Source organism: Cnuella takakiae (assembly GCF_001953305.1).
Taxonomy (GTDB): domain Bacteria; phylum Bacteroidota; class Bacteroidia; order Chitinophagales; family Chitinophagaceae; genus Flavisolibacter; species Flavisolibacter takakiae.
Genome location: NZ_MTFE01000010.1, coordinates 4,284,274 through 4,297,150, shown reverse-complemented (window position 1 = coordinate 4,297,150; position 12,877 = coordinate 4,284,274). Strand labels below are relative to the sequence as shown.

Here is a 12,877-nt window from a genome sequence, read left to right as displayed (position 1 = left end):
GCTAATAAGAAGCTTTAAAGGTGCTGAAGGGTGATACCGGCGGTTTGCGGCGCTGGTTGATGAATAACATCAGGGCCAGGGTAAAACACAGGTTCTTTACAACCAGGAATATGTCGATCACAAACCAGTATTTAAGCAACTCGGTGCGGGGTATCTGGTTGGCAAAAATGTAAACGAAGAAAGATCCTGAGAGGTAGAGCATGCAGCCGATGGTAACCCAAAACTGGTATTTGCTGTACACAAAGAGCACGGTTTGATCGTTCAATTGTTCAAACAGGAAATAACAGGCATAAAATAGAATGAGCAGGGTTTCTACCCCGATCGGAATAGAGTCGATGCGCTCCATACGAACCATGCTGATGTGCACCGACAGGAACGCAAGGAATAATGCCGAGAACAACAGGATGATACGCCTTGCCCTTGCGCTGCCAAGCGTTTGGTAGAAGAAGAGCGAAAACAAAGCGTATTCAAAAAAGGTGACGAGCCCGTAGAAAAACTTGCGGTATTCCAGGGAAGTGATCAAGCCTGAAGCGTCAATCACATTACTGGAAAAGAACAGGGCTGAATAAACCGGTATCAACAGCAATGGCTTTTCATTCCGGATGTCCCTGTAACAAAAAAGGGCAATCAGCAAGGGTACGAGTTCGGAAGCAGTGGCGGTATATGCAAAAAGGTTTTCTATAGTTTGGAATTTTGGCCAAATATAGAAAACCTTCTTGTAGAATAAGTTAAGGGTTGTATGGTAGTGAAGCTTAGGTGTTAACCCAGCAACCACCAGGGATCCGTTTCGATGTCAGGCGGAGGAAATGCGCGGAATGTTTTCTGCTTCATGGCCGTAAGTTTTAAATTGGTTTAGACTGATGTAAACTTCCCCCCAAAGATCGCAACTGCCAAGTGGTTTTTTCAAAAAAATATTTGATGTGTTTGCGAAAAGCCTTGCTGGTGCTGAGTTTGATGCGTTTTCGGGTGGTTTTCTTTTTTGCTTAAATGGCGTATTTGTGCCCTCGGGTTTTCGTATTTTTACGGTCTTTAATTTGTGCTGCCGCAGGTGTTTTAAACCACAGTTTGCACCCCAAAACTAACGATGGTACAACATCATAACACCTGTTTTTTTGCGTGTAAAAATTTGTTTACAGCCTTCATTTTTTGCCTTATCCGCCAGCATACCTGCAGTATTTTTATCAACTATTTTCGGGCGCTAGGGGTAAGTACTTAATATGATAATTGGTTTTCATTTACCAGTTGTGAATTGCTCGGTGTGCGCTGTTCATTTTAGTCATTGTAAAATGCGTGCATATAAAAATCGACTAGTTTTGCTACGTCCATGTAGGTTTAAAACTACCTGTAAAAATCCATCCTGTTCATGAGCAGCGAGCAAATTAGAGTAGCCATTGCCGATGATCATAAGATCTTCAGAGATGGTTTAAAAATGGCACTGGAAAACCGCGAACATCTTTCCATTGTTTGGGAGGCCGAAGACGGCAGTGCATTGATGCACCAGTTGCGGCGCGATCTTCCCGACGTGTTGTTATTGGATATCCGCATGCCAGAAATAGATGGCATCAATGCCATCGGGCTTATCCGCAAGGAGTTTGAAGACCTGCGCATCATTGTGCTCACCATGTTTGATGATGAAGAACTGATCACCAAAATGATGGAGATGGGCGCCAATGCTTACCTGACCAAAACCACCGACCCCGCGGAAATCTACCAGGCAATCACTACCTGCGTAAAGGAGGAGTTTTATTTCAACGACCTTGTTAATAAAGCTGTCCTGTTGAAGTTGCAACATAAAAAGAATGCAAGGCAGTTTTATCCCAACCCGGTTAAGTTCAGCGAAAAGGAATTGCAGGTATTAAAACACATTACCGAAGACAAGACCACGGAAGAAATTTCGAAAGAAGTATTTCTGAGTCCGCGAACAGTAGAAACCATCCGGCAAAAGATGAAGGAGAAGGCAGGTGTAAAAACCATTGCCGGATTGGTAGTATATGCCCTGCGCAATAAACTTTTAGACTAACCCATACCGAGGACATGACTGGTGTAGAAGAACAGAACAGAGTATTTTTCGAGGGGATCTATCAGGAGGTTTGGCGTAGTATGATCCCTGATGCGCTCACAGAGGCGGAAGCGGATTTCATTGTGTCCACCGCTGCTTTAAAACAGGGTGGCAATGTGCTGGACCTGATGTGCGGTTATGGCCGTCATGCTCTTGCACTGGCTGCGCGGGGCTGCTCGGTAGTAGCCATCGACAGTTCGGAAGCATATATACAGGAGTTGCAGGAGCGTGCCGAAGGGTTACCCATTACCGCACTTGTGGGTGATGTGGCGACAATGCCTGTTGAAGGCAGCTTCCACGCAGCCATTTGCATGGGCAATTCCTTTTCATTTTTAAGCAGGCAAACTTTATTACAACTGTTCCGGCAAATTCATGCAGCCCTGCTGCCCGGTGGAATGCTGGTCATCAACACCTGGATGATTGCCGAAATTGTATTCCGTCATTTCAAGGAGCGCGAATGGCACCAGGTAGGACCTTACAAATACCTGGTTGAAAGCAGCTATCGCACACAGCCTTCGAGGGTTTGCGCCGAGCATACCATTGTGTGTACCGACGGTAGCGTGGAAAGCCTGCAGGCCACCGATTTTGTTTTCAGCCTCTCCGAACTGACGGATATGCTGGCCCAATGTGGCATGCAAGTGGTACAGGTATATGCCACACCCCGCTGCAAGCCCTTCCAGTTAGGCGACAATAAAGCTTATATAGTCGCCCAAAAAGCATAGGGCCAAATTGTTATTTTATACAGAACAGGATTTTTAAAATGCTATTATTTGGAACTTGCATTTCATAAACGCACTTCACATTCTATGAACTTAACCAGCGGAAATGCTATTCGGGTTATAATTGCTGATGACCACGCCCTGTTTCGCACAGGCGTGCGTACGGCACTTTCGGCCCACCCCGAAATAAAAGTCATTGGCGAGGCCCAGAATGGCCGCCACCTCCTGGAGCAACTTCCCGGCATGGAGCCTGATGTAGTGCTGCTGGACATTCAGATGCCGGTAATGGACGGACTGGCCACACTTCCTGAGATCAAAAAACAATATCCTGGCATAAAGGTGATCATGCTTTCCATGATCAACGATCCATCTATGGTTACCCGTATGATGGAACTGGGTGCCAACGGCTACCTGACCAAGGACTCTGACCCGCATATTATTTTCGAAGCTATTGCTACCTGTTATAAGGATGAATTTTATTTCAACGACCTTACCAATAAAGCCCTGCTCAACGGCCTGCGCAACAAGCAGGTTCCAGAGATAGCACCTGCCGATGTTGCCCTTACCGATAAGGAGATCACCATCCTGAAACTGATGTGCGCCGAGAAAACCACCCGCGAAATTGCGGATATGGTGGATCTCAGTCCCCGCACCGTAGAGGCCATCCGTGATAAAATAAAAATTAAAGCGGGGGTAAAATCAATGGCCGGACTGGTCATGTATGCCGTAAGGGCGGGCATTGTGCAACAGCCCTAAGTATTTTGGATTTGGCATTTCGGTAGTGGCAGGGGAGGAGGGAAGCAGCACTATAGCCTCAGCGCTTCGACAGTTGACAGTATACACCTGAATTTTGCATTGTTTGCCGCTTTTTTGTTCACATTTGCCCCATGAAGCTTTTTAGCAACGGGCAGTTTCTGGATGCAGACCAGCCGCTTTTTGATGCGGCCAATCGCAGTTTCCGGTATGGCGAGGGATTGTTCGAAACCATCAAGGTGTTGAATGCTGCACCCTTGTTGTGGCCCTTGCACCTGGAGCGCCTGGAGCAGGGCTTGCAGGTTTTGCAAATACATACGCCTTCGGAATTTTTCTCCATCATGGTAGCTGCACTCAAAGAGCTCTGTGCGTATAATGGTTGCAGCGCTGCGGCCCGTGCCCGGCTTGCCGTGTACCGCAAGGCCGATGATACGCTTGGCTACGTACTGGAAGCCACCCCGCTTGCTCCTGATGCTTTCCGATTTAATGAAACCGGCTGGAACCTGGCCCTCTGCACTGATGTGCGCAAGCAACAGGATGCCCTGAGTAACCTAAAGACGGCCAATTACCTTACCTACTTGATGGCGGCGCGCTTTGCTGCGCAAAAAGGTGTGGACGAAGCGCTGGTGTTGAATGGCGAAAACGGTATTTGTGATGGCAGCCGCACCAATATTTTTATGGTAAAAGGAAACCGGTTGTACACCCCTGCCCTTCGGGAAGGTTGTATTGCCGGTGTAATGCGCCGCTACCTGTTGGAAAATGCCCGACGAATGGACCTGGCGGTTGTTGAAACGGGTATTGACCTGAAAGATTTATTACAGGCCGACGAAATCTTTATGACCAATGCCATCCAGGGCATCCGGTGGGTACAATACTTTGAAGGCCGGGAGTACGGCAATGACCTTAGCCGCCAATTATACAGCCATTTGCTGGCAACAATTTATTCCTAGCATTGTTATGCCTCCGATGCAAACGCCTGTACATATTTTTTGGTTTCGCCGCGACCTGCGGTTCGATGATAATTATGGCCTGTTTCGTGCACTGTCGGCAGGGCTGCCGGTAGTGCCGGTCTTTATTTTTGATAAAGAAATTCTCGACTACCTCGAAGACCGGGATGACCGCCGCCTAACCTTTATTCACGATACACTTACCCAATTACAGGGGCAACTGGCAACACGCGGCTCGAGCCTGGATATACGTTATGGCAAGCCCCTGGAAGTGTTTGCACAACTACTTTCCGAATACCCTGTACGGGCGGTATTTGCCAACCACGATTATGAGCCTTATGCCGCAGCCCGTGATGGTGCTGTTAACGCACTGTTGCTGCAGCAGGGTGCATCACTAATTACTTTCAAAGATCAGGTGATCTTTGAAAAAGACGAAGTAGTGAAAAATGATGGCCTGCCTTATGGTGTGTATACGCCTTACAGTAAAAAGTGGAAGCTGCAGTTGCAGCCTGCGCACTACCAGAGCTTCGACAGCCTTGGGCTGATGGATAATTTTTACCGCCAGCCTGAAAGGCCGGTGCCGGCACTGGAGGCTATGGGTTTTACCCGTCATCCCGACGCTTTCCCCGGTAATGTGCTGAACGAAGCAGTGGTAAAATTATACCATCAACAACGCGATTTTCCTGCTCTGCCCGGTACCACCCAGCTGGGCGTGCACCTGCGTTTTGGTACGGTGAGCATCCGTCGACTGGTGGCGCAGGCCCTGCAACTCAACGAAACTTTCCTGGGCGAACTGATCTGGCGCGAGTTCTTTATGCAATTGCTCTGGCATTATCCCCGCCTGGTACACGAATGCCATAAACGCGAATACGAAGCCATACGGTGGCGCAATGACGAAAAGGAATTCGAGGCATGGTGTGAAGGCCGTACGGGCTACCCCATTGTGGATGCGGGTATGCGCGAACTGAACGCCACCGGCTTTATGCACAACCGGGTGCGGATGGTGGTTGCTTCATTTTTGATCAAACACCTGCTCATCGACTGGCGGCTGGGTGAAGGCTATTTTGCCCGCAAACTCCTCGACTTCGACCTGTCGGCCAACAACTGCAACTGGCAGTGGGTGGCGGGCTGTGGCTGCGATGCAGCGCCTTATTTCCGCATCTTTAATCCTGCCTCACAAGCCAAGAAATTTGACGGGCAGGATCAATATATTAAACGTTGGGTGCCTGAGTACAAAACCCGCGATTATGTGCTGCCCATCGTAGACCACGAATTTGCCCGCAAACGTTGCCTGGCTGCTTACAAAGAGGCTTTGCAAATGAAAATGACTCCTCAGTCGGCAAATAAGCTATTTGCCGACTGAGCCAGGCCTTCCTGCTGGCAATAAACGGCATATAGCTTTTCGATGGCTGCCCGGCCTGCAGTGCCCAGGTCAAGCGAATACTGGTTTACATACAGGTCGATATGCTGGCGCATAACGGCCTTGTCCATTTCCTGTGCATGTGCTTCCACGTAAGGCGGCAGTTGGGGGTAATGGGCAAAGGCATACTCCAGGCTGCTGCGGATCAGCCGATCTACTTTTTTCTGTACATCTTTTTCCAGGTTGCGTTTAATGGCAATACATCCAAGCGGGACGGGCAGGCCCGTTTGCTGCTCCCAGTATTCGCCCAGGTCGCGCACCTTGTGCAGGCCACGCTGCGCGTAGGTAAACCGGTTTTCGTGGATGATCAGGCCCAGGTCTTTTTCCTCGTTTAGTACCTTGTTTTCAATTTCCGAAAATAATACCGGCTCGCGGTTGGTAGCCTGTGGAAAGGCAAAAGACAGTAGGAAGTTGGCCGTTGTGTTGCGCCCCGGGATGGCGATGCTTTGCTGCTGTACCGATTCGGGTGTTACCGGTTCTTTCGATATTAACAGGGGGCCGACACCATTGCCCAGCGCCGACCCTGCTGAAAGGATAGCATACTGCTGCGCGCTGCGGAAAAGGGCGGGGAAACTCAATTTAGTGACATCCAGCTTGCCTTCAAGAGCCCATTTGTTGAGGGTTTCTACGTCTTCCAGCACCGGTTCAAAAGCCAGGCCTTCTGTATCAATTTTGCCATTTACCAGCGCATCGAATATAAAGGTGTCATTAGGGCAGGGTGAAAAGCCAAGGGTTAGTTTCATAGTTCCAGAATTTTATCGATCAGCAGGTTGAGTTCGGTGTGCAGGTTTTGCACCGCCTCTTTCATTTTCCATTTCTTTTTATCTCTTTCGCCAATAGCATTGGAAATGCTGCGCAGTTGCAGGAAGGGAATGCCTTCCTGCAGGCAGGCATAGTGCAGCGATGCGCCTTCCATCGACTCTACCTGCGCACCCCATTGCAAACGGTATTGTTGAATGCGGTCGGTATTGGTAGAAACTTCATTTACCGTAATGCCCCGTACCACCTGCAGGCCGGGTAAGGACAGCCAATGGGTGAAAGGGTTGAGCAAAAAGCCATCCTTGTATGGGAACAGGTTCGCGTCCTGGAGGCCCAGATCGAACAAATTGCGGAACTGCTTGTTTTCAACCACTCCCGCATCGCCAAAGGTATCGGCGTCCACCACTACGGTATCGCCGGGCAAAAGCTTGGGGTCGAGGGTGCCGGCAATACCAGCCTGGACAACCAGATCGGGTTTTTGTAAACAGAGGTGCTTAGTGAGTTGGTACATGCTGGGGCCTATGCCCACGCCGGTCACCAGAAACCGGATGCTATGCGCCGGGGGCAGCGTTCGCTTTGCCACTGCAGTTTGCAGGGCGGCGATTTCCATTTCGGTGGCGGCACAGATGAGGAGGTGCATGGTGCAAAAATAAAACCGCTGATTTGTATGATTGGAAATGATTTGTATGATGTAGGCCAACGATTGCTCTTCTTGTTATAGATGTGCGGTTTTTTTATTGCATCTCTTACCTGAAAGTTGTTTTAAATGTACCAATGGTGCATGGTTTCAAGTTTGGCTGGTGCATTTGCAGCACTATAATTAAGTCTTTTGGTGCAGGAGATACAGGTGTTGAGGGCCGCTTCATACTAATCATTCCTAAATCATAGCAATCTGCGGTTACCTTTGCGCCTTAAATTTTTTCTACGCAACAATGGTGTACCTGACCCGTGTGGAGCATTTTAATGCCGCGCATAAATTGTACAACCCGGCCTGGAGCCGTGAAGAGAACGAACTGGTTTTTGGCAAATGTGCCAACGAACACTGCCATGGCCATAATTACGAGCTCTATGTAACCGTAAAGGGGAAACCCGATAGCGGTACCGGTTTTGTAATGGATGTAAAGAAGCTGAGCACCCTGATCAAGGAGCATGTGACCGACCAGCTCGATCACCGCAACCTGAATGTGGACGTGCCATTTATGGAAGGCAAGCTCACTTCAACCGAAAACCTGGCCATGGCCATCTGGCAGCAGCTGGCACCGCAGTTGCCGCAGAGCGTGCAGCTGCACTGTATTAAACTGTATGAAACGCCCCGCATCTACGTGGAGTATTTCGGGGAATAATAGCGATTCAAGATCTTCCTTCTCTTAAAGAGCTGGAAGATCTATAACCCAAAAATATTATGAGCAAACGCGTAGCCGTATATCGTAAGGAACATTTTAACGCTGCCCACCGTCTTGCCCGCCCCGACTGGAGCGATGAGCAGAACTTCAGGGTTTTTGGTAAATGCAGCCTGCCCCATTACCATGGACATAACTACGAACTGGAAGTAAAGGTGGTGGGTGAAATTGACGAGCGCACCGGTTTTGTGATGGACATGAAAGAACTGTCGGACATCATCAGCGACCAGGTGCTGGAGCGTTTTGACCATAAAAACCTGAACCTTGATACCGAGGAGTTCAAGAACCTGAATCCTACTGCAGAAAATATCGTGGTGGTGATTTACGACCTGCTGCGGCCCCATATCAAAGCTGATCTGGAACTTTTTGTTCGACTGAACGAAACACCCCGGAACTTTGTTGAATATCCTGCATAAGTTTTGCGGCTATAAGTCAACGTTGTGTGCACCTGCGTTTTGCCCTACTCCTTGCACACCCTTTCTGCACTTATCAGGATTTTATTAAAAGATTAAACAACAGATAATGGCTTACAATAAGCAGGAAACCTACAATGAAGAGGTTACCGAAGGACTGGTAAAAAACTACCGCGAAGCGCTTGGGCTGCTGGGCGAAGATCCCAACCGCGAAGGGCTGCTTAAAACGCCTGAGCGTATGGCCAAGGCCATGCAGTTCATGACCCAGGGCTATCAGCAGGATGCCGTGGCCATCCTAAACTCAGCCAAGTTTACGGAGAATGTAAGTGAGATGATCCTGGTTAAGGACATTGAGTTGTACTCCATGTGCGAGCACCACATGCTGCCATTTTATGGTAAGGCACATATTGCTTACATCCCCAACGGAACCATCACCGGGCTGAGCAAGCTGGCCCGCGTGGTAGATGTATTTGCCCGCCGCCTGCAGGTGCAGGAGCGCCTCACCACGCAAATTCTGGAAGCTATTATGGAAGGCCTTAATCCCCTTGGTGTTGCCGTGGTGATTGAAGCCAAGCACATGTGCATGCTGGTGCGTGGAGTGCAAAAGCAAAATTCTGTTACAACCACTTCTGCATTTTCAGGCCAGTTTGAAAACACCACCACCCGTATGGAGTTTTTGAAACTGATTGCCTCCAAGCTTAGTTGAGAAGGGGATTGGTGATTAGTGATTGGTGATTAGCCCTTTGTGCTGGCTTTATATCCATTCACTAATCACCACTCACCAATCACCCTCTTTGCCTTAATTTCGCGGCAAATTTGACCGATGAAGCATGCATTCGTTTTCCCAGGGCAAGGTGCGCAGTTTGCGGGTATGGGAAAGTCGTTTTACGATAACAGCTCTTTTTCCAAAAAAATATTTGAACAGGCCAACGAAATCCTTGGCTTCCGCATTTCCGATGTCATGTTTACGGGCAGCGACGAAGAGCTGAAGCAAACCAGGATCACCCAGCCTGCTATTTTCCTGCATTCCATCATCGCTTTTAAGAGCATCGACAATGCCCGGCCTGATATGGTTGCGGGGCATTCGCTGGGTGAGTTTTCGGCCCTTGTTGCCAATGGCACCCTGAGCTTTGAAGACGGCCTCCGCCTGGTGTCGCTGCGGGCACAGGCCATGCAAAAAGCCTGTGAGCTCAATCCCTCCACCATGGCAGCCGTACTGGGTTTGGCCGATGAAAAAGTGGAAGAGATCTGTGCGCAGGTGCAGCAGGAGACAGGCGAAGTAGTAGTTGCCGCCAACTACAACTGCCCCGGCCAACTGGTAATTTCGGGTAGCAATAAAGGCATTGAAGTGGCCTGCGAACAGTTGAAGGCTGCAGGCGCCAAGCGTGCCCTGGTATTGCCCGTAGGTGGCGCATTCCACAGCCCCCTGATGGAACCCGCCCGCCAGGAACTGCAGGCCGCCATTGAAGCCACCAATTTCCACAATCCTTCCTGCCCCGTGTACCAGAACGTTGTGGCCAAAGGCGTAATCAACCGCGAGGAGATCAAGCAAAACCTGATTGCCCAACTCACCGGTGCGGTAAAATGGACCCAGTGCGTTCAGGCCATGATTGCCGATGGCGCCAGCAAGTTCACCGAAGCCGGCCCCGGCAAAGTGCTGCAGGGACTGATTGCCAAGATCAACAAGGAAATGGTGACGGAAGGAGTGAGCTAGGCAGGTTGCAGATTGCATGTTGCCAGTGTTCAGAATCAGTGTTGCAATTATTTATTGTCTTATACTTTGATACAAAATACAATGGCCGTCCACCTGGACGGCCATTGTATTTTATGCGTACAATTCATCTGATGAAAAACCGGATTTCAATACATGATAAACATCGCAATTGATCATCGTTGTCGTCTGTTGTCCGTCGTCCATGTACTATGGTCTATGGTCCATCATCCATCGTCCATCACGCTACCGAAATAGCGCAATTATACCACTCGCCATCAAACACCGCATTGTATTTTTTGTAGAAGTTGATAGCCGGTTCGTTCCATTCCAGCACCTGCCACTGCACGCCATTGAGGCCTCTTTCCCGGGCTTCGGAAATGATCTGTTCAAAGAGCAGCTTGCCTAACCCTTTACCCCGCATTTCATCGCGTACATAGAAATCTTCGAGGTACAAACGCTGGCCCCGCCAGGTGCTGTAGCGGATATAATACAAGGCAAAGCCCTGGATAACGCCATCCACTTCGGCTACAAAGGCCCACCACACAGGGTTGGAACCAAAGCCGCTTTGTACAAAATGATCGAGGGTAACGGTTACTTCATTGGGTGCCTTTTCATATTTGGCCAGTTCGCGCACCAACTCCATGATGCGGATGCAGTCTTCCTTTACTGCCGGGCGGAGATTTATGTTCATGATGAGGGATGAGTGATGAGTGATGAGTGATGAGTGGGTGAATGGGCAATGGGCAATGGGCAATGGTGATTCGTGTATCATAATTTGATCGGGCAATGGTGAAAAGTTGAAAGCCTGAGTTTCAATTATTCACCATTGCCCATTCACCATTCACGCCAGTGCCTGCTCCAAATCGGCCAGGATATCCTGTATGTTTTCAATGCCCACATTCATGCGGATCAGGCCGTCGGTGATGCCATACTGTTCGCGCTGTTCGAGGGGAACGCTGTAGTGGGTCATGGAAGGCGGGTGACACAGCAGGGTATCGCAGGTACCCAGCGACACGGTGCGCAGGCACATCTGCAATTTGTTCATAAATGCCACGCCTGCATTAAAGCCGTCTTTCAATTCAAAGGACAGCATGCCGCCGGCTGCCCGCATCTGTTTTTGCGCCAGCGCAAAATCGGGGTGGGAGGGAAGGCCTGTGTAGTTGACGCGGCCCACCGCCTGGTGACCTTCCAGGAACTCGGCCACCTGTTGTGCATTGCTGCAGTGGCGGTCCATACGTACTTCCAGGGTTTTCATGCCATTGATCAGCAGGAAGGCGTCGAAAGGGTTGGCATTGCCGCCCAGCAAACGATGGGTTTTGGTTACCGCCGTTTTCATCAGTTCAATATCGCGGCCAATGAGCGCGCCGCCAATGGCGGTACCATGTCCGTTCAAAAATTTGGTAGTTGAATGAACGATGAAATCGGCGCCAAACTTAAAAGGTTGTTGCAGGTAAGGCGTAGCAAAAGTGTTGTCGCAGGCCACCAACTTACCGTATTGTTTGGCAAGACCTATCAGCACCTCCAGGTCAACGCACTGGAGGGTGGGGTTGGCAGGTGTTTCGAGGTACACCATGCGGATGGCCGGGTCGGTTTTCAGGGCATCTTCAGCCAGCTGCGGGTTGCGCAGGTCGGCAATGATGGGGGTGATGCCTACGCCGGTGAGCACTTTATGAATCAGCTCCTCGGTACCGCCATACAGCGAGTAATGGGTGAGGATCTTGTCGCCGGGTTTAAGTACGCCCAGCATCAGGGTAGCAATGGCCGCCATGCCCGATGCATGCAGGATACCCTTGGCTTCCATTTTCAGCCCAAAAGTTTCCAGCGCTGCAATTTTTTGTTCGGCTTCGGTAAAAGTAGGATTACCCCAACGCGAATAGATATAGCCTTCTTCGGCGCCACTGAACCGGCGCATGCCCTGTTCGGCTGTGTCAAAAAGATAGGTGCTGGTAGCGTAAATAGGGGTTACGTGTGCATTGCGGGGATCCTTTTCGTGGCCGGCGTGTACAGCAGCCGATCCAAAGCCGGAAAGCTGGAAATCTTGTTGCGACATGTGAACTTTTTATTGGGTTAGCGGCAAGCAGCTTTCAAAAATATTGGCTAATAGGCACAAATCAGGACCCGCTTTCAAATAATTCTTTTCATTTGCCCCATGAAAGAAATGCTGACCCAACTGTCGGCCTACCACCTTTGGGCCAACCAACAACTGCTCCATGCCATCCTGCTTTTGCCTTCCGATCAGCAGCAGGCCGAGGTGGGTGGTTCATTTCCATCCCTGCACCTTACCTTACTGCATATGTGGGATGCCGAAAGTATCTGGTGGCAGCGCATGCGGCTACAGGAGCGGGTAGCTTTTCCCAGCCAAAATTTTGATGGCACAACCGCAGATATCATTACTCAGTTACTGGCCCTCAACAAGCAGTGGCACGAGTGGGTAGCCGCCCAGCACGAACATGGGTTGGAGCATGTATTTCTGTACCAGAACTCAAAAAAGGAAAAATTCAAGCAGCCTATTTACCAGATGCTGTTGCACCTGTTCAACCATGGCACTTATCACCGGGGCCAACTGGTAAGCCAGATGCGCCAGCTTGGATTGAATAAAATACCACAAACAGACTTTATCGTTTGGAGCCGGAAAAAGATCTATTGATTTCGGAAGTGGGATTTTGGATTTCGGATGTTCTTAGCAGGAATAA

At 49.7% G+C, this 12,877-nt stretch carries 15 protein-coding genes; 10 read left to right on the top strand and 5 right to left on the bottom strand.

What is annotated here, in order from left to right:
• Position 1: 1 nt before the first annotated feature.
• Complete coding sequence (locus tag BUE76_RS18365; protein ID WP_143157309.1) at positions 2 to 634, bottom strand: hypothetical protein; 633 nt, start codon at positions 632 to 634, stop codon at positions 2 to 4.
• Positions 635 to 1,363: 729 nt separating this feature from the next.
• Here BUE76_RS18365 and BUE76_RS18360 point away from each other — a divergent pair.
• From BUE76_RS18360 to BUE76_RS18340, 5 genes are all read left to right on the top strand, one after another.
• A complete protein-coding gene (locus BUE76_RS18360) occupies positions 1,364 to 2,020 on the top strand; it encodes a response regulator transcription factor (RefSeq protein ID WP_073043528.1) in 657 nt (218 codons plus the stop codon).
• A gap of 14 nt (positions 2,021 to 2,034) precedes the next feature.
• A complete protein-coding gene (locus BUE76_RS18355) occupies positions 2,035 to 2,781 on the top strand; it encodes a class I SAM-dependent methyltransferase (protein WP_073043526.1) in 747 nt (248 codons plus the stop codon).
• A gap of 84 nt (positions 2,782 to 2,865) precedes the next feature.
• On the top strand, positions 2,866 to 3,534 hold the full coding sequence (locus tag BUE76_RS18350; RefSeq protein WP_073043523.1) for a response regulator transcription factor: 669 nt from the start codon (positions 2,866 to 2,868) through the stop codon (positions 3,532 to 3,534).
• Positions 3,535 to 3,665: 131 nt separating this feature from the next.
• Complete coding sequence (locus BUE76_RS18345; RefSeq protein ID WP_073043522.1) at positions 3,666 to 4,481, top strand: aminotransferase class IV; 816 nt, start codon at positions 3,666 to 3,668, stop codon at positions 4,479 to 4,481.
• A gap of 7 nt (positions 4,482 to 4,488) precedes the next feature.
• Positions 4,489 to 5,841 carry a cryptochrome/photolyase family protein gene (locus tag BUE76_RS18340; protein WP_245798359.1) on the top strand — a complete coding sequence of 451 codons (1,353 nt, stop codon included), beginning with the start codon at positions 4,489 to 4,491 and terminating at the stop codon, positions 5,839 to 5,841.
• Here BUE76_RS18340 and BUE76_RS18335 read toward each other — a convergent pair.
• Both BUE76_RS18335 and mqnB read right to left on the bottom strand, forming a co-directional pair.
• Complete coding sequence (locus BUE76_RS18335) at positions 5,811 to 6,641, bottom strand: 1,4-dihydroxy-6-naphthoate synthase (protein WP_073043518.1); 831 nt, start codon at positions 6,639 to 6,641, stop codon at positions 5,811 to 5,813. The genes BUE76_RS18340 and BUE76_RS18335 overlap by 31 nt on opposite strands.
• Positions 6,638 to 7,297 (bottom strand): futalosine hydrolase, encoded by a 660-nt coding sequence (gene mqnB, locus BUE76_RS18330; protein WP_073043637.1) that lies wholly within the window; start codon positions 7,295 to 7,297, stop codon positions 6,638 to 6,640. The genes BUE76_RS18335 and mqnB overlap by 4 nt, the downstream gene beginning before the upstream one ends.
• Positions 7,298 to 7,589: 292 nt before the next feature.
• Here mqnB and BUE76_RS18325 point away from each other — a divergent pair, with 292 nt between their 5' ends.
• The 4 genes from BUE76_RS18325 (at position 7,590) to fabD (ending at position 10,184) form a co-directional block, all read left to right on the top strand.
• Entirely contained in the window at positions 7,590 to 8,000 is a 411-nt protein-coding gene (locus BUE76_RS18325) for a 6-pyruvoyl trahydropterin synthase family protein (protein WP_073043516.1), read from the top strand.
• A gap of 59 nt (positions 8,001 to 8,059) precedes the next feature.
• Positions 8,060 to 8,473: a 6-pyruvoyl trahydropterin synthase family protein gene (locus BUE76_RS18320; RefSeq protein WP_073043514.1), complete on the top strand. Its 414-nt coding sequence runs from the start codon at positions 8,060 to 8,062 to the stop codon at positions 8,471 to 8,473.
• 106 nt (positions 8,474 to 8,579) lie between these two features.
• A complete protein-coding gene (folE, locus tag BUE76_RS18315) occupies positions 8,580 to 9,176 on the top strand; it encodes a GTP cyclohydrolase I FolE (protein ID WP_073043512.1) in 597 nt (198 codons plus the stop codon).
• 117 nt (positions 9,177 to 9,293) lie between these two features.
• A complete protein-coding gene (gene fabD, locus BUE76_RS18310) occupies positions 9,294 to 10,184 on the top strand; it encodes an ACP S-malonyltransferase (RefSeq protein WP_073043510.1) in 891 nt (296 codons plus the stop codon).
• A gap of 238 nt (positions 10,185 to 10,422) precedes the next feature.
• On the opposite strand, the gene BUE76_RS18305 is transcribed toward fabD, so the two are convergent.
• Together BUE76_RS18305 and BUE76_RS18300 are read right to left on the bottom strand one after the other, a co-directional pair.
• Entirely contained in the window at positions 10,423 to 10,875 is a 453-nt protein-coding gene (locus tag BUE76_RS18305; protein ID WP_073043508.1) for a GNAT family N-acetyltransferase, read from the bottom strand.
• A 150-nt stretch (positions 10,876 to 11,025) separates the two neighbouring features.
• Positions 11,026 to 12,234 carry a trans-sulfuration enzyme family protein gene (locus BUE76_RS18300; protein ID WP_073043506.1) on the bottom strand — a complete coding sequence of 403 codons (1,209 nt, stop codon included), beginning with the start codon at positions 12,232 to 12,234 and terminating at the stop codon, positions 11,026 to 11,028.
• A 99-nt stretch (positions 12,235 to 12,333) separates the two neighbouring features.
• On the opposite strand from BUE76_RS18300, the gene BUE76_RS18295 reads away from it, so the two are divergent.
• Complete coding sequence (locus tag BUE76_RS18295; RefSeq protein ID WP_073043504.1) at positions 12,334 to 12,831, top strand: DinB family protein; 498 nt, start codon at positions 12,334 to 12,336, stop codon at positions 12,829 to 12,831.
• The last annotated feature ends 46 nt before the right edge of the window (positions 12,832 to 12,877 follow it).

Excerpts from the sequence above, each read along its gene's own strand:
- BUE76_RS18360 (WP_073043528.1), top strand. The coding sequence starts at position 1,364 with ATGAGCAGCGAGCAAATTAGAGTAGCCATTGCCGATGATCATAAGATC.
- BUE76_RS18355 (WP_073043526.1), top strand. The coding sequence starts at position 2,035 with ATGACTGGTGTAGAAGAACAGAACAGAGTATTTTTCGAGGGGATCTAT.
- BUE76_RS18350 (WP_073043523.1), top strand. The coding sequence starts at position 2,866 with ATGAACTTAACCAGCGGAAATGCTATTCGGGTTATAATTGCTGATGAC.
- BUE76_RS18345 (WP_073043522.1), top strand. The coding sequence starts at position 3,666 with ATGAAGCTTTTTAGCAACGGGCAGTTTCTGGATGCAGACCAGCCGCTT.
- BUE76_RS18340 (WP_245798359.1), top strand. The coding sequence starts at position 4,489 with ATGCCTCCGATGCAAACGCCTGTACATATTTTTTGGTTTCGCCGCGAC.
- BUE76_RS18335 (WP_073043518.1), bottom strand. The coding sequence starts at position 6,641 with ATGAAACTAACCCTTGGCTTTTCACCCTGCCCTAATGACACCTTTATA.
- mqnB (WP_073043637.1), bottom strand. The coding sequence starts at position 7,297 with ATGCACCTCCTCATCTGTGCCGCCACCGAAATGGAAATCGCCGCCCTG.
- BUE76_RS18325 (WP_073043516.1), top strand. The coding sequence starts at position 7,590 with ATGGTGTACCTGACCCGTGTGGAGCATTTTAATGCCGCGCATAAATTG.
- BUE76_RS18320 (WP_073043514.1), top strand. The coding sequence starts at position 8,060 with ATGAGCAAACGCGTAGCCGTATATCGTAAGGAACATTTTAACGCTGCC.
- folE (WP_073043512.1), top strand. The coding sequence starts at position 8,580 with ATGGCTTACAATAAGCAGGAAACCTACAATGAAGAGGTTACCGAAGGA.
- fabD (WP_073043510.1), top strand. The coding sequence starts at position 9,294 with ATGAAGCATGCATTCGTTTTCCCAGGGCAAGGTGCGCAGTTTGCGGGT.
- BUE76_RS18305 (WP_073043508.1), bottom strand. The coding sequence starts at position 10,875 with ATGAACATAAATCTCCGCCCGGCAGTAAAGGAAGACTGCATCCGCATC.
- BUE76_RS18300 (WP_073043506.1), bottom strand. The coding sequence starts at position 12,234 with ATGTCGCAACAAGATTTCCAGCTTTCCGGCTTTGGATCGGCTGCTGTA.
- BUE76_RS18295 (WP_073043504.1), top strand. The coding sequence starts at position 12,334 with ATGAAAGAAATGCTGACCCAACTGTCGGCCTACCACCTTTGGGCCAAC.